16 protein-coding genes and 2 pseudogenes are annotated in these 21,545 nt (G+C 68.0%); 9 read left to right on the top strand and 9 right to left on the bottom strand.

The features are described 5' to 3' along the window. A pseudogene (locus ACFWU3_RS26940) lies at positions 1-702 on the bottom strand (hypothetical protein); the annotation flags it as partial. A gap of 393 nt (positions 703-1,095) precedes the next feature. Between ACFWU3_RS26940 and ACFWU3_RS26935 the strand changes: the two are divergent. Continuing rightward, on the top strand, positions 1,096-1,434 hold the full coding sequence (locus tag ACFWU3_RS26935) for a DUF2750 domain-containing protein (protein WP_384442702.1): 339 nt from the start codon (positions 1,096-1,098) through the stop codon (positions 1,432-1,434). 287 nt (positions 1,435-1,721) lie between these two features. Beyond that, positions 1,722-2,549, top strand: coding sequence for a DUF4253 domain-containing protein (locus tag ACFWU3_RS26930; RefSeq protein WP_384442699.1), 828 nt, complete (start codon positions 1,722-1,724; stop codon positions 2,547-2,549). A 377-nt stretch (positions 2,550-2,926) separates the two neighbouring features. On the opposite strand, the gene ACFWU3_RS26925 is transcribed toward ACFWU3_RS26930, so the two are convergent. Then, positions 2,927-5,602 (bottom strand): FG-GAP repeat domain-containing protein, encoded by a 2,676-nt coding sequence (locus ACFWU3_RS26925; protein ID WP_384442696.1) that lies wholly within the window; start codon positions 5,600-5,602, stop codon positions 2,927-2,929. Between the two features lie 751 nt (positions 5,603-6,353). Continuing rightward, entirely contained in the window at positions 6,354-6,758 is a 405-nt protein-coding gene (locus ACFWU3_RS26920) for a hypothetical protein (protein ID WP_384442693.1), read from the bottom strand. Between the two features lie 327 nt (positions 6,759-7,085). On the opposite strand from ACFWU3_RS26920, the gene ACFWU3_RS26915 reads away from it, so the two are divergent. After that, entirely contained in the window at positions 7,086-7,337 is a 252-nt protein-coding gene (locus tag ACFWU3_RS26915; protein ID WP_384442690.1) for a transposase, read from the top strand. A 61-nt stretch (positions 7,338-7,398) separates the two neighbouring features. Next, complete coding sequence (locus ACFWU3_RS26910) at positions 7,399-7,815, top strand: DUF4259 domain-containing protein (protein WP_384442687.1); 417 nt, start codon at positions 7,399-7,401, stop codon at positions 7,813-7,815. Between the two features lie 271 nt (positions 7,816-8,086). On the opposite strand, the gene ACFWU3_RS26905 is transcribed toward ACFWU3_RS26910, so the two are convergent. After that, a complete protein-coding gene (locus ACFWU3_RS26905; protein ID WP_384442683.1) occupies positions 8,087-8,476 on the bottom strand; it encodes a hypothetical protein in 390 nt (129 codons plus the stop codon). A gap of 894 nt (positions 8,477-9,370) precedes the next feature. Between ACFWU3_RS26905 and ACFWU3_RS26900 the strand changes: the two genes are divergently transcribed. Beyond that, positions 9,371-10,741, top strand: a complete 1,371-nt coding sequence (locus ACFWU3_RS26900; protein ID WP_384442680.1) for a hypothetical protein — start codon at positions 9,371-9,373, stop codon at positions 10,739-10,741. A 291-nt stretch (positions 10,742-11,032) separates the two neighbouring features. Here the strand turns inward: ACFWU3_RS26900 and ACFWU3_RS26895 are convergent, their stop codons facing one another. From ACFWU3_RS26895 to ACFWU3_RS26875, 5 genes are all read right to left on the bottom strand, one after another. Beyond that, complete coding sequence (locus ACFWU3_RS26895) at positions 11,033-13,162, bottom strand: MMPL family transporter (RefSeq protein WP_384442677.1); 2,130 nt, start codon at positions 13,160-13,162, stop codon at positions 11,033-11,035. A 189-nt stretch (positions 13,163-13,351) separates the two neighbouring features. Beyond that, positions 13,352-13,843 carry a MarR family winged helix-turn-helix transcriptional regulator gene (locus tag ACFWU3_RS26890; protein ID WP_384442675.1) on the bottom strand — a complete coding sequence of 164 codons (492 nt, stop codon included), beginning with the start codon at positions 13,841-13,843 and terminating at the stop codon, positions 13,352-13,354. Positions 13,844-14,156: 313 nt separating this feature from the next. Continuing rightward, complete coding sequence (locus tag ACFWU3_RS26885) at positions 14,157-15,596, bottom strand: MFS transporter (RefSeq protein ID WP_384442672.1); 1,440 nt, start codon at positions 15,594-15,596, stop codon at positions 14,157-14,159. Positions 15,597-15,824: 228 nt separating this feature from the next. Beyond that, on the bottom strand, positions 15,825-16,535 hold the full coding sequence (locus ACFWU3_RS26880; protein ID WP_384442669.1) for an SDR family NAD(P)-dependent oxidoreductase: 711 nt from the start codon (positions 16,533-16,535) through the stop codon (positions 15,825-15,827). Between the two features lie 212 nt (positions 16,536-16,747). Continuing rightward, complete coding sequence (locus ACFWU3_RS26875; protein ID WP_384442666.1) at positions 16,748-17,542, bottom strand: DUF427 domain-containing protein; 795 nt, start codon at positions 17,540-17,542, stop codon at positions 16,748-16,750. 451 nt (positions 17,543-17,993) lie between these two features. Here ACFWU3_RS26875 and ACFWU3_RS26870 point away from each other — a divergent pair, with 451 nt between their 5' ends. The 4 genes and pseudogenes from ACFWU3_RS26870 to ACFWU3_RS26855 all read left to right on the top strand — a co-directional run bounded on the left by ACFWU3_RS26870 (position 17,994) and on the right by ACFWU3_RS26855 (position 21,488). Beyond that, positions 17,994-19,127 (top strand): DUF4765 family protein, encoded by a 1,134-nt coding sequence (locus tag ACFWU3_RS26870; protein ID WP_384442663.1) that lies wholly within the window; start codon positions 17,994-17,996, stop codon positions 19,125-19,127. Between the two features lie 700 nt (positions 19,128-19,827). Continuing rightward, the gene (locus tag ACFWU3_RS26865; RefSeq protein WP_384442660.1) at positions 19,828-20,067 is read left to right on the top strand and encodes a chaplin; all 240 of its coding nucleotides are present in this window, start codon (positions 19,828-19,830) and stop codon (positions 20,065-20,067) included. A gap of 295 nt (positions 20,068-20,362) precedes the next feature. Beyond that, a pseudogene (locus ACFWU3_RS26860) lies at positions 20,363-20,803 on the top strand (DUF4394 domain-containing protein); the annotation flags it as partial. Positions 20,804-21,128: 325 nt separating this feature from the next. After that, positions 21,129-21,488 carry an STAS domain-containing protein gene (locus tag ACFWU3_RS26855; protein ID WP_384442657.1) on the top strand — a complete coding sequence of 120 codons (360 nt, stop codon included), beginning with the start codon at positions 21,129-21,131 and terminating at the stop codon, positions 21,486-21,488. Positions 21,489-21,545: the final 57 nt, after the last annotated feature.

Genomic DNA, 21,545 nt, shown 5'->3' with positions numbered 1-21,545 from the left:
CATACGGCCGGCGGCAGGGGCAGCGTCGGCCAGCAGCGGGTCCAGGCGGGCGGTCAGCGCGCGAGCTGCCGCGACCACCTTGCGTCCCTGTGGTCCGGTCTCCACCAGCACCCGCAGAGCGGAGAGGACTTCGGGGGCCTCCGGAGACCGGGTCTGTGTCCACGCCTCCCTTACGGCCTCCACGGCCAAGTGGTGGTCGACGGTCACCAGCACCGCGGCGTCTCGCAGTTGCCGTGCCCGGCGGACGATCGCTGGGTTGACACCGGTCATCCGGGCCAGCGTGCGAATGTTACCGCCGACAACACCGATGATGGTCAGGAACACTCCGCCCACCAGCAGGTCGTCGGACGCCTCGAGTTGCTCGTCGACGTCATCATCCTGACCGAGTGAGTAGAGGTCGCCCTTGTTGGAGCCTTCAGCGACGATAAAGCCGGTGTCCCAGGCGAAGCCGGTGACCGGGTCGGGTGCTTTCAGAATCGGGTCCCGGTCAGCATTGCACCGATATGGACCCTCGCGCTCAGCATCTCGGAAGGAATCGGTCCACCGAACCGTGCACGCCCCATCAGGCTGCTCGCGAACAACCGTCAGGTCGACTTGCGTCAGCTCGGGCGAATCCGGCGCCTTGCAATACAGCCACACCGAGCAGCCGATGAGTATCAGGCCGAGGCTTGCCACCCACCGAAAAGCAGGAATGTTCTTCACCCGGGCCCCCACCCTTGACCACCCACCTGGCCCACCATGCCCAGCTTCACCAAACGCTATCAAGGCGGAAGCACCAGGGGATACACCGTGGCAAGGCCTATGGGGAAGGAACGGCTACGGTTTCGGCGTCACGATGCGACGTCGCCTCGCGCGGTGGATTCGGGCGCCATGACATGCAGGAGCTGGAGTTCGAATTCGCGGCCGCCTGGGGTGTGGCGGTAAGGGCCAGCCGCAGCCACACCTGACAGCGACAGGCTGGGCTGAAAACCAGATCGCCGACACCGACCCACAACGCAGACACGACAGGACGCTCGACCGCCCTCCGGGACTGGGGAATTACGTGAACTCAGCCCCGGGGAATTACGCGATCGTTCACACGCTAGGCTCGTTGACATGAGTCAGAGCGGTTCGCAAGCGGCAGCATTAGATGCCCGTCAGAGCGGAGTGGTCTGGTTTGTTCGGGATGACGATGGAAGCCCTGCTCCCCTCTCCGCGGACGGCACGCGAAGTCTTCCCTACTGGTCGACCTCAGCCCGGGCCCAGAGGGCGGCGCAGATCTGGGGGCATGGTCTACGTGTTGAATCCATGTCCCTGGGTGTGTGGCGCGATCGCGATCTGCCGGAAGCCGGCCTAGAGGGATACTTGATCGGCATCAACTGGAGCGGACCGCGCCTCGTCGGCTGGAGATTCACCTCGATGGAAGTTCTCAAGCGACTGGCGGCGGGTGACTAGCCGACGGTGCCGCTCAACACGGAGCGCAGTCGCCGCCGGCAGATGAATGCGCATCCGAGGGTGAGGAAGCTTCGTGGATGTCGTCGCGTGTCTCCCAGCGGATCCGTAGGCGGCGGAACCAGTGTAGGTGGGCGAACGCGCGCTCCACGAGCCAGCATTGGGTGCCGAGCCCGGAGCCGTTCTCGGTGCCCCGACGGGCGTTCAGCGGTTTCACGCCGACGTCCCAGACCAGGTGACCTCGCTGACCGAGCTGAGGTCTGTCAGTGGAAGCCGCTACCTTCACCGTCATGACGACACATTCCAAGCCGTTGATCGCATTGGTGACCGATCTCATGGGCGGATCACTCGGTCGCAGCCTGCCGCCAGGCTCACTGGTGACCCAGACCAACGATGGTCCTTGGCCTGAGCCGCTGCTCTGGGTGGCCGACGGGATCGCAGCACCTGGTACGTGGGCCGAGTTCCTGCCGGCCCGGGATGTGGGACTGCAGCCGGTACTTCTCCAGGACGAATCCGGCAGCGAGGAGTGGTGGGACGGCGAGCTGGATCCCGGCATGATGTCGGACCCCGGCGACCATCCTGCCGAGGAGGTTCTCAAGGATTTTTGGGAGTCCGCGGCTTCGGAAACCGAGGAGAACGAAGACGAAGAGGACGCGGGCGAGACCACAGCCCCGTTAACCGGCAGCTGGCCCGGGCTCGCGTCGCCAGGGAGGTGGGCAGCAGATCCGGCCACGACTGCTGCGGCCGTGGCCAAGGGTCTGGTCGGACACTCGCTCAAGAGTCCTCGGCTGGCATTGGTCCCAGTGGGCCGGACTGCGGACATCCCCGCGGCAATCGGCTGGTCAGGGCCGGTCAACTACGAGAACGATGTGGCGCGACTGTGTGCCGTTCTCCGTTCCTGGGAGGACCGCTTCGGAGTCCGGGTAGTTGCTCTGTCGTACGCACGGCTGGACCTGTCCGTAGCCGCCCCGCCGCAAACGCTTAACGAAGCTCTCAGGATCGCTGCAGAGCATTTCGCGTTCTGCCCCGACAACATCTGGCAGGGGTACGAAAGCATCCGCCTCTACGCGGAGGAAGCTCTGGTGGGTAGCGCCCACTGGACCTTCTGGTGGGACTGAAAAGACCCAGGCAGTTCTTTGAGAACGGTGTCTGGTGTGCGGGCAGTGCGCAGCGATGAGCATGGATACGCGGTCCATAGTTCCGCCGCGTCCGTGGCCCGATACAGCGTCATCCGCTTCGAGTCGCGCTCAACAGCAGAATCGGCGCAGGCCGGCCATAAGCCGCATCGCACCACACGGAGATGAAGCGGGCCTGATCAGCTGAATCCCAGCCGCGCGAGCTGAGGTGAAGCGAGGACGCCCACGCCGGTGTGAGCTCGCCTGCAACACGGTCGGTTTGGCCGCCAGGTCAGCTGTCGCACGGCACTGGGTGACGGAGACGCGGGTCGGGCCCGTCCTCGGCGGACGGGCCCGCTCGACACCGATAGATCGGCGGTTCAGAACATTCCCTTGTATGGCTGCCAGCCGGTTGCGATCTTCATCGTGGAGCGGAAGGAGCCGGTTCCCGTTCCGGCGTTGCGGAGCAGATCACCGGCCGCGTTCCTCGACAGGAGATCCGGCTTGCCGTCACCGGTGATGTCCCCGACGCCGACGAATGCATTACGACCCGTGGCCCAGTTGTTGCCGAAGACGAGAACCCGCGGCTTCACCGTGCCCGCCGCCGTTCCGTTGTAGCGCCACAGAGAGTTGGTGCCGTCCACGGCGAGCAGCTCCCCGATACCGTCGCCGTTCAGATCGCCGGCACCGAAGACCGCGCGGTACAGCTTCCAGTTCGTGCCGATCCGCCCTCGCGCTGTCAGACCACCTGCACCATTGTCGGCGTACAGGTACATGTCCCCGGTCGAGGCCTGGCGTGCCACCAGGTCTGGCCGGGCGTCGCCCGTCAGGTCACCGGGCGATGTCAGCACATTGAACTGGGCCCACGCGGTGCCGAGGGACGTGTACGGAGCAGTCGGTGTCAGTGTCTTGCCACAGCCCGGCCTGTACGCGCGCAGCTCGCCGCCGACGCGTACGAGAACGTCATTGCAGCGGTCACCGTTGAGGTCCCCGAAAGGCACGGCGAGGACCGAGGTCGACCAGCCGGAGCCGGATGTGCTGCCGGCGAACTTTCCGGCGCCGTCACCGTGGTGGAAGGTCAGCGAGCCGGACGAGTTGAGGGTCAGCAGGTCCGCAATGCCGTCCTGGCCGGCGTGGTCCCGCCGTATCGGCGCCGCGGTCGGTCCTGCGTACAAGAGGTGGATGCGCTCAGAGGGATCGACGAAGGCCACCCGGTTCCCGTACGGGTCCACGGTCCACCTGATGCGGCGGTCCGAGGCGTGGCTGTCCGGTGAGAGATTCTCTGTGGCGGGGAGCGGGGCGAGGTCGGTGCTGACCGCTTGGCCGGAGTCGAACGCGGTTCGGACCAGCTGGCCTCGGCTGGTGTCGTGCCGGACCAGAAAGCCGTTGGCCATCAGTGCGTGCCCGACCGGCACGGGCACGGAGCGGCCGTGGGAGCGGTCAAATACGCCCGCCTTCTGCTGAGCCTCACACGCCCAGTACACCCAGCGGCCGACGACCTGCAGCTCACTGGGGAAACAGGCGGTACCGATGTCGACACTGACCGCGGGAAGGCCCGAACCGAGACGGCTCATGGACAGACCTCCTGCGGTGGAGGTGGTGGTCCACAACTGTCCGTCCCACACTGTCGCGGCCGCGACGGCATGGGTGGATACCACCTTGGACTGCGCCCAGTCGACAAGGTGCTTCTTGCGCGTGATCCCGCCGAGGAACACCGCGTACCGGCCGTGCGCCGCCACCAGTTCACCGGTCGACTCCGGCAGCAGAACGGTCTGGACCTCACCTGCGGGTGTTCGCCGGAACAGCTGGGAAGCGCCTTCGTAGTAGTAGACGACGGAACCGTCACCCGCTCCGAACAGCCGGGCACAGCGGTAGATGACGTTGCATGGCTTGACCCAGCCGCCGGCTTGACGCACGGGCCCCACCTGGGGCTTGTCTCCGGCCGTTACCGTGCGGGTGTTGAACATGACGTCGTAGGTCGGTGGCGCGGTCTCGTCCGTGTATGCCAGCGTCCCGTTGGTCAGTGACACACCGTCGATGGCAGCGGGTACCGGCGGCAGGTCGATGATCTCCCGGGCGACGATCTGCCCTTCGGGCGACTGCGTGAGGCGTTGCATGCCCCAGTCCTGCGGGCCGGTACCGGCCGGGACCACCGCTGACCCATCCGGCGCCTCATCGATCCATCCGGCCATCGTGGGGAACAGCTGACGCCACTCGCCTCCCGCGATAGGCATCGTGAGCACAGCGTGGGTGCCCCAGTCCTCCACCACCACGTGGTCACCGACAACCGTGAACTCGACCTTCCCTTGGGTAGGTTGTGCCGGGAGCCGGATCTCTGAACCTCCCAGGTCGTCCCGTCGTACCAACCGCGCGCCGCCCCCCGGATACCACCATCCGACGTAGGCGTGGCTCAGGAAGGGAATTTGCGCGGAGCCCGCCTTGTAGGAGTCGAAGATCTTTGCCACGGACCCGTTGCCCACATCGACGAGCGCGAGTTGATCCATGAACACCTTTGGATCATCGGTGGGCATGCGGTAGCGCATCAACAGCGACTTGGCGTCTCGCTCGCTCACCGCGAGCAGCTTGGCGCCCTGCGGCCAGCCGGTCACCGTCAGATCCTTAGTGCCGCCATCGGTCGTCGGCTTCAGCAGGTGTACCTCACGCACAGCGGCAGAGGAGCCCAGGTAAGCGACCACGGTCTCACCGGCACTGCCTGCCCATGACAGCTCTTCGGGAACCGTGACCGTGCCCTTGGTAGCGCCCGAATCAAGGTCGTGGAACCGGACGACGTACGGCTTGGTGGGCGTCATCTCGTACACGGTGTCCGACTGGGCGAGTCGCACCTGCCCCTGGGCCGCGTCGTACTGGGGCAAGTCCCGCGACTCGCCATCCGCGTAGTCCGTCCAGCGCAGGTGGGCCGATCCCTCAGGCTGGGAGAGCAGCCCTGAGGCGCCGAGACCGGCAAGCACTGGGTTGCGGGGCTGGTACCTGTCGGCGGCGGGCAGGACGATGTCAGAAGTCGGCGTTGCAGCCGCCGGAGTGCCGGCGAGCGGCATGAGTCCACCCGCGAGCAGTACGGAGGCGCCTACTGCGACACTCGTGCGAAAGAAGGCGTGGTGAGCCAAAAGACCCCTCCGGGAGACCTGATGCCCGGTCAGAATTGACCGACGCACGGGCCGTCGATGACAGTCCGCACGTAGAGAATTTGTGGACCGAACGTTTGGGACGGCCGTCTACGCACCGGTTGAACGTCCGTGCGAATCGCGCGATCTTAACAGCCGCCACATATGTGCCGGAAGTGAAAATACTGGCAGCACCGTCCGGTGCTGAAGACCGCGGGCGAGCACCGGAACGCCGGCCGGCACCAAGTGGCCGAGGTCCCCATGATGGAACGGCTCAACCATGTCGGGCGCGGTCTCCTGCTGCCAGGAGGGCCTGGGCAGGGCGTCGTTGAAGGGATTACCTCCTGTGCGTGGAGCCCTCGGTGACGAAGCCCGGCGGGCCCGGCGTAGCGGATGGATCCAGGGCAGCGCTACCGGCGGCGTATCCCTGGCGATCGCTGTCCGCATAAGGCAGTTCAGCCGACGCGGACCCACGCTTTGTACCGACTCGCGGACCAGGGAGGGCGCGGGCATCGTGGCGCGCCGGTTCACGGTCAGGCATCCCGCGGCAGGGCCGCGCTGCACGCGGCGGTCCGGACCGGGGACGCGCGACGGGCCCTCGGCGTTAGGCAGAGCCGGGCGAAGTGGGCGGGAGCTCTGGATCCGACCTATGGTCCAGGGCTCCACGCAGTTTTGCGCGGTTCCATCAGCCCATTCGCGAGGATCGGTCAGCCTCGGCCCGAGCCAGTTCGGCGTCGTACTGGGTGGTCTCGAAGTGAAAGTCGCACGGCGGGATCTCGTCACGCGGAGCCTGCCAGCCCGTCCAGCGCACAATGCCTCCAGTTCGTTGCACGACTGCGCTGAGGCTGCCGCAGCAGCCCGCCGTGCATTCGGGTTCCCCGAGGAACAGGCGGCGGGCCTCGTCCGTAGCGCGCAGAGGGCTGGGGCGGTCTGCAGGCAGTGCGTCCGCAGCAAAAGGTCCCCGGCCACCATCGCCGACAACACTGTTCACGGCGCCGTGCACCACGTCCTCCCCGTTGACCCAAAACCGTAACTGTGCAGCAAATCGCGGGCCTGGGGGAAGCACTTTGATCTCAAACTGATCGAACATGGGTCTACCGTACGACTGTTCTCCGTTGGCACAGCTCAGGAGGCATCAGCTTTGGATGGCATGAGTTCAGGTTCGCTGCCACGGGACATCCGTGTCAGCGGGGTCCGCCCGTTGCCATTAGATCGAGCAGTACGAGCACTTTGACGAGGCAACCTGCGAGAGAAGCGGAGCTCGCCAACGGCCGGTCACCGCGCAACCGCCGGCACCCCGCGTGGTGACGAGATGGATCCTCAGCCGACCCGAGACGCTGACCGAGATCGAGCAGCCCCGGCTCAAGACCGTCCTGAACTCGAGGCCCTGAACGGTCACGTCCAAGTCTTCGCTCACATGCTCACCGAGCGCCGGGGCGAACGTCTCCCGCAGTGGCTCGATGCCGTCCGCCAGGACGACCTTCCCAGCCTCCACACTCTCGCGGCCGGCATCGACCGAGACCGCGACGCGGTCATCGCCGGCCTGCCCCTGCCCTGGAAGTCCGGCGTCATCGAAGGACACGTCAACCGGATCAAGCTGCTCAAGCGCCAGATGTTCGGACGCGCCGGCTTCGCACTGCTCCGCAAGCGGGTCCTGCTCGCACCGTGACCGATGTCAGTGGCTCCTGGAACCATGCATTCGTCCGACACAGCCGTATCAGGAGCTATGCATGGGAACGTGGGGAACCGGCCCGTTCGACAGCGACATCGCCGCAGACTTCGTCGATGAACTTGAGGGACTCACCCACCAGCAGGTCATCGACATGCTGGAGCGGGCATTCCAGCGAGTCACCGACTCGGGAGAGCGCATCGATGGCGGAGACGGGGCCGAAGCCGTTGCCGCCGGCGCTCTCGTCGCCAGCACCCTCCCGGACAGCCCCATCGTGATTGACCCCGATGACGGCCCCAGGGAACCACTGCCCGAACTGTCGGCCTCGCTTCGCGCGTCGGCGAGACTCGCATTGGACTGGGTTCTCCAGGACGGATCAGAAATGGCAACGGGCTGGGTGGACAGCGCCGACGCCGACCAGTGGCGCGAGGAAGTGCAACAGATCCTCCAAGCACTCGAAACACCCGCTGATCACTAATCGTGACCGCTTCACGGAAGTCGTGCCAGAACCCGAGAACTGACAGCAGATAGCACGAGACCGGAAGGTAGTGGGTGGCGGTGCTGTTCGGGCAGCATCTCGCGGAGCAGGAAGGGCGAAACGGATGACTCGGTCACGGCACCAGGGTGGCCTGGATGATCAATTCTCAGGGATGCCTGCGGAGGGTGCGGGGTGGGGCGGCGGCAGAAGCCACGGCAGGACGGTCAGGCGGCGGGTTGCCGGCCCTGGTTGTCGAAGTGGCAGCGGGCGGTCAGGCGTCAGGGTCGACTTCGGGGTGCGTGAACCGCACGGGCTTGCCCAGCGACCGGGCGTAGGCGATTTCGGCTCGGGTGCTGTCTCCGATGTAGTCGCCGACTACGAGCACCTCATCAGCGAGCCGGATCTTCGCTCGGTGCAGATCGTCGAGTCGAACCTTCAGCGCCTCGGCCTCGGCTGGATCGGACCAAAGTTCGTGCGGCGACTTCATGTCACAGCCCGGTTTGACGACAATCCTTCCGGCTTTGGTCTCCCGTAGATCGGCCTCGTTCATCTCGGTCATGAAGCGGGTGGAGCCGCAGATCACGACGATAAGTGGGAGGCTCAACAGCTTCTTCGCGTCGGCGAGCTTCTCCCCGGGGGTGAGCAGTTGCGGGTATGACACTGGTTCCTCCTGGTGGTGTGCTCCAAGGGCGACTCCGACTTCAGGGAGGTCTGTTCAGATCCTGCAGGTGCCCCTCGTCGCCATCATGTCTCTGAGCCATCCACGGGAGCCGACCATATTCCGCTGATGAGCCAGGGTCGGGCAACCGGCTCCAACTCGCGGGAGAACTGGTCCCCAATGTGGCTGGATCTGGCTTCAGGGCGGATGACCTTCCGGGGCGCCAGCCCGGTGAGCGGGCCCGACGACGGCTGGCATCAGCACCTTCGCCGCGGTCGCCACACGGCCGAAAGGTCTGCGCGCGCCCCGTGCCTGCTCCGGCAGAGGCGCCGCTGCGTCCCACGAACCTCCGCCAGCGGCGCCCCCCCGGCAGGCCCACGGCCGCCGGGTCGTGCCGGGACCGCCTCCACCCTGCACACCATCGCGCCCGCCCGGAACCCAGGAGGACCCGTGTGCTCCGACGTCCATGTCGCCACTGGGTACGGAGTCTTGAAACGGGTGGCCATGCGCCACGCCGGCGACTTCACCCGCCCCTTGGACGGCCCCTGCGTCCGCCCGGTCCTCGCCCGCCAGCAGCTGGACCACCTACGGCCTCGGGGAAACAGCGGTTGACGCCAAGCCGGTGATCATGGGGAGGCGCACGGGGGCGCGGGGTCCGATGAGCCAGTGCCCCTGGGCGCGGTGTGCGCGCCAGGTGTCGTTGCCACCCGGATCCGATCAGTGCACATACCTTTCCCTGTTGGCAGGACCGCGCAAGTCATCGGTCGTGCGACACCAGAGCCGGCGCGGGCGCCAGGCGTACCCGGGCGGTCAGTACCGCCACCGGGTCGCGGTACCACCTGGCCGAAGGCGGTCCCTGCGGTGACTCATCCGGCAGACGAGGGAAGGCAGCGGTACATGGCTATGCGCAGTGGCGAACCGAGGGTCGACGTCAGCACCGATCCGTGGACGGACGCGGAGGGCGCCGGGAAGAAGCAGGGCAGCGCGCCGGAACCACTTCGGCAGGGAGTGCTGTTCACGCCTGCACTGCGGGTGGACACGGCCCGCAAGGTGAACAAGCCGAATACGGTGTGGCAGCTCACCGGCGCGTTCGCGTACGAGGGTGAGACGGCCACCGGCACCGCCGCTGTCTACTACGGCCTCGCCCCCGACGGTACGCCCCATGAGGGCCTGGTCAACCCGATGATCTTCGCAGACGGGTTCAACTACGGCGAGAGCGAACTCGGCGATCTCTACGCCCACCTCGACGCGCCCTACGGCGCCGACGGCAAGCGGCTGCTCAGCCAGCTGCTCGCCGCGGGCGTGGACGTCATCCTGCTCGGCTTCAAGGAGCGCCACACCCACATCCAGGCCAACGCCGCCGTCGCGGTCAGCGCCATCCGCAAGGCCATCGCGGACCGGCAGGAGGGCGGCAGCCCCCTGATCGTGGGCGGCGTCAGCATGGGCGGACTCATCACCCGGTACGCGCTGGCCTGGATGGAGAACGAGGGCGAGGACCACGAGAGCCGCATCTATCTCTCCTACGACTCCCCGCACAACGGCGCTTGGATCCCGGTCGCCCTGCAGCAGCTGGCGTACTTCTTCGAGTCTGTTCCCGACCCCTCCGGCAAGCCGAAGCAGGCCGAGCTGATCAGGAGCGCCGCCGCCCAGCAGCTCCTGTGGGCCTGGGTGCCGAACGCCAAGGACTCCGGCGCCGTCGCGACCTGGAGCGAGAAGCGTGGACGGTTCCTCCAGGACCTGAAGGACATCGGGTGGTTCCCGTCCAAGCCGGGCCTGCGCAGGATCGGCGTCGCCAACGGCGCCGGTGACGGCACCTCGGGCCCGCTGCTGCCCGACGAGCTGGTCTTCGACTGGAGGTCGCCGGGTATCGCCCGCGCGGTACTGCGCACCCAGCCGGCCTTCGGCCAGGAGCAGGAAGTCGTACGGATGTCGGCCCTGATCCTCGGCTACCGTACGAGCCGAACCAGCGAGATCCCCCCGCTCGACGGCGCACCCGGCGGCACCCTCGCCTCCTACGGCATGCTCGCCGACGCGCTCGGCGCCACGATCGACGAGCGCCACCGCTCCGGCTGCTTCGTGCCCTCGGTCAGCGCCGTCGCCCTCAAGTACGACCCCGTCACCTGGGACGTCGACCTCACCACTCGCCTCAACGACCTCCCTGCCGGCCGCAGCGAGCTGGACGCCTTCCACTGCGACGACACCAGTTCCGAGCACAGCCTGGTGACCGAGAGCCTCGCCGAGTGGATCCTCGCCGAACTGATCGGCTGACCGACCGGCTGCCACACGAGCCCGTTGGAGCTGTACTGAGTACAACACCGGGTTGACCGGCTCGGCGGAGCGCCTGATCCCTCCCGGCCGGCCCGACAAGGACTGAGCCACCGTCACCGGGCCCCCGCGCGTGCAGCGCGGGGGCCCTTCGCGTTCCTCAGGGGGCGATTCGCAGAGTGCCGCTGCTCGGCGTGCGCCCGAAGGTAGCCGTAGCTCGCGGTACTTGGAGAGAGCGCGACCTCGCAGACGACGCAGCGCACGTCCTGTGGCGCAGCGCGCGCCTGCGGTCGATCAGCATTGTGACGTGGAGTCAGTGGCTTCCGCTGGCACAGACGGCTCCGGTCGGGCCTTGCGTCGGCTGAGGTCTCCCGGCCACCATGCCGTCGATCCGATGTCCCGGACCAGGGCGGGGACCAGGAGGGACCTGACGACGAGGGTGTCGAGCAGAACGCCGAAGGCGACGATGAACGCGATCTGGACGAGGAAGGCGAGCGGGATGACGCCGAGGGCCGCGAATGTGGCCGCAAGGACGACGCCTGCCGATGTGATGACTCCTCCCGTGGCGGTCAGTCCGCGTAGTACGCCCTCCCTGGTGCCGTGGCGGAGCGACTCCTCGCGCACCCGCGACATCAGGAAGATGTTGTAGTCCACGCCGAGTGCGACGAGGAAGACGAAGCCGTAGAGCGGCACGGAAGCGTCGGTTCCCGAGAAGCCGAATAGCCCTTGGAAGACGAACGCCGAAACGCCCAGTGTGGCAAGGAAGTTGAGCGCCACGGTTGCCACCAGGAGCACGGGCATGAGCAGTGATCGCAACAGGCCGACGAGGATCAGCAGGATGATCGCGAGCACGACGGGCACGATCAGCATCCGGTCCCGTTCGGATGTCGCCTGTGTGTCGTACTGCTGGGCGGTGTAACCGCCGACGAGCGCATCGGATCCGGGTACGGCGTGCGCGGCTTCGCGTAGCTGGGACACGGTGTTCTTTGCGGCGTCGCTGTCGGCTGCCGCTTCGAGCGTCGCGTTGACGAGAACCTTGCCGTCCACGATCAGCGGCTCTCCCTGGCCGGGGCGTCCGGACGCGGTGACCGGTACGACGGAGGCGATGCCTTCGGTCCGCTGCGCTGCCCGGACGGTCGCACCCAGCCGGTCGACGTCGGTGATGATCACGGCGGGGTTGCCGGACCCGCCGGGGAAGTGCTTGCTCAGCGTGCTCTGAGCGGCCACGGAGGGCGCGTCGTTGACGAAGATTTCGTCGAGGGGGACGCCCTTGGGATTCAGAGTGGGTGCGAACGCGGCGCAGGCGAGCAGGCCGGCAAGCGTGACGGCCCAGACTTTGCGCGGGGCTCTGTCGACGAGTGCTGCGATCCTCTGCCAGATTCCCCTCCTGTCCGTGTCCGCAGGCTTGGGGCGCGCGGGCCAGTAGGCGGTGCGGCCGAGGAGAACGAGAACGGCGGGGAGGAAGGTCAGGGAGCTCAGTACGGCGCAGACGATGCCTATGGCACCGACCGGTCCGAGGGCGCGGTTGTTCGTGAGATCGCTCAGGAGCAGCGCGATCAGGCCGAGGGCGACGGTGGCGGCACTGGCGGCGATCGGCCCGGCCGACCGCCGCAGTGCGGCACGCATGGACGTCATCCGGTCACCGCGGCGGGCGAGTTCTTCGCGGAAGCGGGCCGTGAGCAACAGGGCGTAGTCCGTGGCCGCTCCGATGACGAGGATGGAGAGGATGCCTTGGACCTGGCCGTCGACGCGGACGACATCGCGATCGGCGAGCGCGTAGACCACTGCGCACGAGAGGGCGAGCGCGAGGACCGCGCTGATGATGATGACCAGCGGCAGGAGCACACTGCGGTAGACGAGCAGCAGAATGATCAGCACGGTGACGAGGGCGACGCCGAGCAGCAGGCCGTCGATCCCGGCGAACGCGTCGGACAGGTCGGCCTGGCTGGCCGCGGGCCCGGCAACCTGCACCGTGGTGCCAGGCACGGTGGACGCTGTCTCCCTTACCTCGTCGAGTACGACAGGCAGCTCGTCGCCGAGGTCGGGCTTCAGCTGGACGATGCCCTGGAGGGCTTGCCCGTCCTTCGAGAGCAGGGCGGGGGAGGAGCGTCCGGCGGTGCCGGACGCACCATCGAGGTCTGTGAGGGCCTTGGTGGCGGCGGCGCGCTGCTCTGCGTTTACGGGCCCATCGTCCTCTGCTGTCCAGACGACGATGGCGGGGAGTGTCTCCTCCTCCCGGAACGCCTTCCGCGTCTCGATGACCTTGGTGGATTCCGCGTTCTGCGGGAGGAAGGCGGCCTGGTCGTTGGTGGCGACGTCGCCGAGCTTGCCCGCGTACGGGCCCAACGCCCCTCCCACGCCGAGCCAGGCGATGAGCAGGACGACAGGCACGAGCCAGCGCACGAGCCGGGTGGAGCTGAGCATGGCACTCCCAGGTACGGACGGCGAAGATCCTTCAACCGTAATGTATCTCAACCGTCAAGATACATTTGGGTTGTGAACCCATGGCAGGGAAGGCTCGCCGAAGTGTTCTGTCGGCCGGTCCAATCCGGATGCGGATGCAGGCGTCTTTTCCTGGAGGATTCCGCCGGCCGCCACCGCCGACGGCACGGGTCAGTGCCCCTTGTTGAGGCTTTCGAGCTCGTCACTCACGGCACGCAGGAGGCGCAGGGCACTGACCAGTTCGTCGGGGGTGAAGCCTTCCTGGGCCCGCGCGGTCGCCTCGGCCAGTGGCAGGAAGTGCGCCCGCGCCGTCGTCCGGGCTTCGGGCAGGTAGTGAAGATGCACGACGCGCCGGTCCGGACTCTCCCGGACCCGGCGAATGTGGCCGGCCCGCTCCAGCCGGTCGAGGCAAGCGGTCACCGCACCGGACGTGAGGCCGAGATGCTCGCCCAGGCGGCCGGGAGTCAGCGGAGCCTGCGCATCCATGATCGCGCCCAGAGCCTGGACGTCCGTGGTATGCAGGCCCTGATCCGCGGCGAACTCGTGGGCGAACCTGTTGATCTCGCCCGTCAGGCGCCGCAGTTGAACGGCGAATGCCTTGAGCTCGAAACCCTGGACGCCCTGCTCGTCGGCCGGCGCCGCCTTCTTCCCTGTCGCTGCCACGTGGCCAGCCTATATACCGCGTCCATGCACACTCAGTGTCTGTCGTAGATGCCGACTCGTCATCGCCTCGGCGGCATGCTGCCGCGCGGTGGGGCCGCCGAGGCTCTACCGCGCCTGGTATGAAGCTCCGGAGGAACAGGATCTCGTTGGCCGTGGCAGCCGCGTGCGGGCCGGCCGGAGTGATCGCGACCGTCAGTGGCAGACACGGCTATCGATGGCGCCCTCACGGCTTGCGCGTTGATGATGGTGGCACAGCTCTCCGGCCTCTGCCCGTCTCGTTGCGGCGCCATGGGTGTGTGCGAGTTGTTGGAACTTACTGAGAACGGTCGAACAGGTCGGCGACGGCGATGGCGAGGGCGCCGACGACGAACGCGATCGAGACGCTCATGCTGAAGCGGAACGACCCGGCGTAGTCACCGCCGCTGCCGGCCAGGTGGGCGAAGAAGACTGCGCCCGCGGCGGCAATGCCCAGAGCCGACCCGATGCGCTGCCCCGTCTGCAGCACGCCGGCCGCACTGCCGCCCTGGGCCGGCGGGATCAATGCGAGCGCCAGCGTCTGGTTCGGGGCAATGACCGCGCCGCCGCCGGCCCCTGCCAGCATCAGCGGCGCCGCGACAGCCCACCCTGCGTGTTCCCCCGGCACCACCAGGACGGCAACGACCACCAAGCCCATTCCGAGCGCCACCAGCGCCAGGGCGCACACCACAAGGCTCCGCCCGTACCGCGCGACAAGCCGTCCGCTGACCGCCGCCGCGAGCGCCGAGCCCACCGCAAACGGCGTGATGGCCAGCCCCGCCTGCAGAGGGCTATAACCCAGCCCGGTCTGGAAGTACAGCGTGAACACGAAGAAGATCGAGGTGAACCCGGCGAAGTACAGCAGCATCAGCAACGCGCCGAAACTGTAGGAGCGCACGCGGAACAGCGTCACGTCGAACAGCGGCTGCGCGTGCCGGGCGTGCCGCAGCTCCCAGGCGCCGAACGCCGCGAGCAGCGCCAGTGCGACCGGGACGAGCAGCCACTTGGCTGCCCCCTCCCACTGCCCCTGCTGCACCAGCGGCAGCAGGAGCAGCGCAACGCCCGCCCCCAGCAGGAGCACCCCCACCGGGTCCAGGTCACGGGCGCAAGGCCGGCCGCGGTGCTCGGGCCCCGGCAGGAAGCGCCGCGCCAGCACGAGCGCGATCACGCACACCGGCAGGTTGACGAAGAAGATCCACCGCCACCCGTGTTCCGGGCCGAAGAGTGCGATGATCGCCCCGCCCAGGACGGGGCCGATGGCCGTTGACAGGGCGATGGCCGAGCCGAAGGCTCCAAAGGCCCTGCCGCGTTCCGCACCCCGGAACATCTGCTGGATCAGCGCCGAGACCTGTGGTGAGACCAGCCCGCCGGCCAGGCCCTGCAGCAGCCGTGCCACCACCAGCCAGCCCGCATTGAGCGCGGCCCCGCACAGCGCGCTGGCCAACGCGAACAAGGTCAGGCCCGTCATGAACAGCAGCCGTCGGCCGCGGGCGTCCCCGAGTCGTCCGGCGGGCACGAGCAGGAGGCCGTAGGCGAGCGAGTAGCCGGCCACGATCCACTGGATGTCGCTCGCGCTCGCACCGAGCCCTTCGCGGATGGACGGGAGGGCGACGTTGACGATGGACACGTCCAGCAGCGTGATGAACCCGGCCATCAGGCATACGGCGAGCGCTCGCCAGCGGTTCGGGTCGGGGACGTAGTCGGGTTCGTCGACTGATCCGCGGGCCGGGGTGCTCACGTGCGGTTTCCTCCTCGGGACCCAACAACGCACGACCCGTGGCGCGAGGTCGTGCTGCGATCCGCTATGCCGCGGACACAGAGTGCACTTGGAGAGCTGTGCCTGCGGATTCTCCGTTCTGGCACACGGTTTGGGGTCATGTCCCGCATGGCGGCCTACCCGGGGGCAGCCACGGCTGTGATGCGGGGGCCAGTGGATCCATCGGTAGGTGGGCGCGGGGACGTCGGCTCACCGGGCGCGCTGTTCGGCGATGAGTGTTCCGTCGGAGGATGTGTGCAGCAACTCGGCGTCCTCCGCGATCGCGTCGATGACGATGCCTACGGTTTGGGTCGCGTCGTGTGCCGCGGGCATCGGCGGGGCTACTCCGGCGATGGGCCGGTCGGCGAAGCCGGTGTCGAGGTGTCCGGGCCGGACGTCCAGGACCCGGATGCCTGTGGTCCGTGCCTCGCGTCGCACGGCCGTCAGCCATGCACTCAGCGCGGCTTTCGAGGCGCTGTAGTCGGCCATTCCCGCCTGCGGCCGCTCGGCGACCACGCCGGTGAACGCCACCAGCGCAGAACCGGGTTCCATGATGGGGAGCGCGGCACGGAAGAAGGCGGCAGGCGCGAGAACGTTGACCGCCATCAGATGCTCCGCGACCTCGTCACCGACCTCCGTCGCTCGGCCGAAGGCGACCGATCCGAAGACGGTGATGACCGCGTCCAGCCCACCCAGGCGGGCAGCCGCGTCATGCACGGCGCGAGCGCAGGACCCGGGATCGTACGCGTCGAACACGACGGTCGGTGCACCCGCGTACGCCCGGGCGACCTGGGCGAGGCGGGCCGAATCCCTTGCCGCAAGCGCCGGACGGGCTCCACGGCGGGCGAGTTCCGCGGTGAGAACGCTGCCGAGGACTCCGGTGGCTCCGGCCACCAGCACACGCGCGCCATCGATATCCACGTCCCACTCCGATCACCAGGGCAGCGCGGCCGCACTCGTCTTCTGCCCGATAGTTCCGCGTGCTGACCCCCGGCGGATGCGCCGGACACCGGCCGATGGGAGTGCCCCCAAACTTCACCTGTCCGCGGCCGACAGTGAACAGATGAGCGACAGTGCACGGATCGCCGGCGTGCTCCTTGAGTGGTACGTAGAGCGCTGGTGGGCCGCGCTGCCTACCACGTGGCGGTGCCGGCGCCTCCTTTGAAGGGCCCGGTGATCTCGGAAGTGATCCAGCCACCGTAGAAGTCGCCCGGCTGCGAGCGCACGGTCTCTCCGCCCACCGTGCACGGTCCAAGACGCTGCGGATAGAAGGCCACGTATGAAGCCAGTTGCTCGAACTGAGGGCTGGGTTGCTCATAGCTCCATGCAGCCTCTTGTGCCAGCTGATCTCCCAGCGCGACGTCCCAGTAGCTCGCCCGGCCCTTCCACTCGCACCATGAGGTGCGCGGTGTGGGGAAAAGCAGGCTCAGGTCGATGTCGGCAGGCGGAATGTAGAAGACCGGCGGGTGGCTCGTTTCCAGCACACGCAGGCTGGCAGCGGTGTCCGCCACGATCCGGCCGTCGAACTCGACCAGGACGCGGCGGGCGTCCTCCACTACAAGCGGAGGGCGCGGGTAGTCCCACACGGATTCCCACTGCGAACTCTCATCGCGCATTGCCGCCACCTCCCGGACCACCACGTGATGCCTCTCCGATACTTCTGTCTGTCCCCGGTGTTTCGGATGCACGGTGCGCGATGGAAGGCGCCGGCTTGTCGCGGTGCGGTGGAGGTCGATTCCGAGGCGGTCGGCCCAGATCGGGGTGTCCTTATCGCCGTCGGCTACATCGTGCAGGCGGGCGTCGTCACCCAGCCTCCACCAGGCCTCGGGGAGTGTGCAGGTGGTCCCGAGGCCGGCGGGCCAGCGCCTCAGGAGGTTCGGGGCGGCTGCCGCTCGCGACTCGACGCTGTACGCGCTGCCGTCCGTCACGGTTGGGAGGCCACCGGCCCCAGGTCAGGTGGACTTCCAGGCAGCGTGGGCGGCCGCCTGGATGGCTTTCAGGCTGTCACAGCGGGACCGTGGTCACGACCGGAAGGTCATCCCCGTGGCCCACTCGACGCTCCTCCTACACCCACTTGAGGACCAAGTCGGTGAGGCAGTTGGGCGCCGAGGCTCTGTTTGTCGTCGATCGGGACGACCTGACCGGTGTGTCCACCTGGGTCGGGGGCAGTCGACCGCAATCGCGTTCGCCGCCGTTGTCGGCGAATCCCGCGCGTGCAGCGATCCCTGGAACTGGCCTCCCGGTGCCCGCTCGGGGGCATCACGGTGACCGTGAGGGCAGTTCACCGGCTGCCCCCGAGGTTGCCCCCATGGACCTTCCGCCGCCGTGTGTGTTCCGGTAAGTCTGGAAGATCATTCGTCTGGAGTGAAGGGGATCGTCGTGCGTGCACACCGAACACCGGACCGGCGGGCCGCCGAACAGGACAAGGACCGCCGTGCCGCCGTGCCCATCACGGCTCAGCGGATGCTGGCACTTCAGCGTTCGGCGGGCAACGCGGCCGTGAGCCGTGCCGTGGAGGAGGAGCGGCACGTGCACGCGGCGGGCTGCGGCCACGACCAGGTCGTGCAGCGCCGGTCGGCCGTGCACGAGGTGCTGCGTTCGTCGGGGCGGCCGCTGGACGCACCGGTGCGCGAGGAGATGGAGGCCCGGCACGGGGGTGCCGATTTCGGCGAGGTGCGTGTCCACTCCGACGCCGCGGCCATGGACTCGGCGACGGAGATCGGCGCGAAGGCCTACACCTCCGGCTCTCACGTGGTGTGGGACGGCCAGGACAAGCACACCCTCGCCCATGAGCTGACCCATGTCATCCAGCAGAGCCAAGGTGTCGTGCCGGGTACGGACAACGGCTCGGGCCTGCGCGTCTCTGACCCCTCGGACTGGGCCGAACGTCAGGCGGAGGACACCGCCCGGCAGGTGATGACGGGCCCGGTGCCCGCACTGCCGGCCATGCGGGACGAGACCGGGCCTGTGGCGGCGCCGGGTGCGGCCTCCGTGCAGCGCGTGGAGCTGGCCACTAACCCGACGACCCTCACCGAGAGCGACTCCGACTACAGCTCGGAGGACGACCTCAGCGCCCAGGAGAAGCAGCTGCCGGCCCCCACGTCCGAAAGTGCCGTGGAGGCCGCGGTCGCGGCCGGCGGCGAGACGGTGGTCACCCTGTACCGGGGTGACGACATGGACAGGATCCGGGCGATGCAGCAGCAGAGTTCGGCCGGCGGCCTGGCCTCGGACACGGCCACCCCCGCGCCCACTGTCGAACAAGCCGCGGCGCAGGCCACGAAGGGCAGGCGCTACCCGGAATTCACGACCGCGAGATACACGGCACGGCAGTTCAGCCGACAGGGACCGCGAGGCGTCGTGGTCGTCCGCATTAAGGCCAAGTACCTCACCAAGGGGTCCGATGCTCCCGAGGACGGCTGGGTCGCGCTGCACAGCGCGCCGGTCGAGGTGATCGCCGTCGTCGACCGCAGTAAGGGCAAGACGGCGTCGGGGAACGCCGTCAACGCGTCCTGAGTTCGGATACGACGTCGAGCTGGTCTTGCGCGCGTTGGCGAGCCACTGGCCCACCGGCCGGTCCAGGACCGCGGCGGTGACCGGGCCGGCGAGTGTTCCGTAGGTGTCGAACCACGCCTGGGCCGCACCCCAGGTTCTCCTCCCCGTCCGTTTGATCAGCGGTGCCCGGCTGCCGCCGCGCGGAGCACCCTGTAGCTGACCTCGGCGGGGCACGGGGCGTTCGACGGGGGTAGTGCTCACACCCAGCTGTCCTTTCGACGAGGGTCTTCGTTGCTTGTTGACTTCCCCGCCACGCGGGCGCCGGCACCTGGCCGGGGTCGCTGGTCGGGTTCCCGCCCTGCCGCCCGCGACGATCGCTTCCTCTGCGGTTCTGCGCCCGCCGTGGGCGTTGGTGGGGGTCGGTTGGTGGCCCGCAGTCAGAGCGCTGTACTGCGGGCAAGGTCACTGTGCCGGAGCTTCCGCAGTGTCGCGGCGTGGTTGCCGCGCCTGCGGTAGTGCAGCAGTGCCCGGGATGCTCGCGACAGGCCTTACGGACTGATTCGGTTGCCCGCCATTCGGCGGTGGCATCGGTCACCCGTTTCAGCGAATGATCTGCCCGCGGCCAAGCCGGATGCTGTGCGGCGGACGAAGGAAGGGTGCGGGCCCGGATGGGGCCGTACGGCACGTGGGTGTGCCGGTGGTCGTATGAAGGAGACATCGCATGTCGCGTGTTCTGAAGAGTTTTGCGCTCGCCCTCGCTTCCGGTGCCGTGGTCCTCGGCGGGGCCTCAGTGGCCTCGGCCGACACTGACGCGGACGGCTTCGCGTTCGGCTCCCCGGGTGTCCTGTCCGGCAACGTCATCCAGGTCCCGATCCACATCCCGATCAACGCGTGCGGCAACTCGATCGGCCTGCTCTCGGTGCTCAACCCGACCTTCGGCAACACCTGCGTGAACAGCTGATCGTTCCGGCAGGCAGGTCCGCGTGGGTGGCAGCCGCCGGCGCTGCCGCCCACGCGCCGGGCGGGCGTTACCTGACCGGTCCCCAGTTCGAGGAGCGGGCTGGTGGTTCGAAAGCCGTCGGCCGGCGTCACGTCGGAGGCAACCTCAGCTCGGAAACGGGCCGGATGAAGCGCCAGGGGCAATCGGCGGACCTCGAGTGTCTCGTTGACATCGGGCGCAGCCGCCGGAGCATCGCGTCACCGAAGTCGTCCGCGTGGTGGTGAGAACCCGCGGTACCGGTGTTCTGCCGGTCTTCAACCTGCGTCACAACATCGACGACCCGGCCGCACCGCTGACGACCACGGTGGACGGGATGCTGACCAACCCGACCATGCCGCCGTCGACGGCGATGGGGGTCACCGGCGCCGCGTACACCAACAACGACCTCAACGCCGCCACCGCCACCAGCCTGTTCGACATTGACACGGTGAACGACCGTGTCTCCCTGCAGTCCCCGGCCAATGCCGGCGCCCTCGCCCCCACCGGCAACCTCGGAGTCAACGCCGGGCCGTCCGCCGGATTCGACATCTACTACTCGCCCCGGACCGGAACCAATCAGGGCTTTGCTGCCCTGTGGACGTCCGGCTCGTACCGGATGTTCAAGGTCAATGTGCTGAGCGGCCGGGCCAGCGGCTACGGCGCCTTCCCGGCTGGCCACCAGGTCGTCGACCTCGCCCTGCCGCTGAACCAGGGCTGACCTGAAGCGGACGGCGGCCTCGGCACCGGTGACCGCCGTCCGCATCACCGCGGCGGGAACAGCGGCCGCAAGGCGGTTGGTCCGGCTGCGCTCCTCATCGCCTGCTGCCGGCGGGCTCCGTCGTGCATCGTTCGGCAGAATCAATGTCGCGGCCGCGACAGCGATCCAACAGCTCATCGGCTCCGAATCACTCACGTGAAGAAGCGGAACGGTTTTTGATGCCGATGCAGCCGACTGGCACCTATCTCGGTTCCTTTCAGCACGAGCGTGAACGGTGGAGCCACCGTCTCGCCCACCAGTCGCGGCTCACCAGCGTGGAGGAGAAGTGACGACCGGCCTGAATGTGAACGTCCGTACGACCCCCGCCGGGCCGGTCATCGAGCTCGAGGGACGACTGGACCACGACACCGCACCGCAGGCTTTCGCCCTGCTGCCAGGCCTTGCCCTGCGTCCGAGGCAGCAACTCGTCGTCGATCTGGCCCATCTGACGTTCTGCGATTCCAGAGGCGTCTCGGTCTTCATCGCCGCCCGCAACCGCGCATTGACGGCCTACGCCACCTTCGTCCTCACCGCCGTGCCTGAACACGTCAACCGGATCTTCCGTATGACCGGCCTGGCCCGGGTCTTCACCACCCGCACCGCCCCCCAGTCCGCAGCGGACGACGGGTCGCCACCTGCCGGCTGAGCGGGGAAGGCGGCCGGGGAGGCTCGTCGGGCGCTGCGTCAGCAACGAACGTGCCTC

This window comes from Streptomyces sp. NPDC058685 (assembly GCF_042714725.1).
Classification (GTDB): domain Bacteria; phylum Actinomycetota; class Actinomycetes; order Streptomycetales; family Streptomycetaceae; genus Streptomyces.
This window is presented reverse-complemented; position numbering and strand designations above follow the sequence as displayed.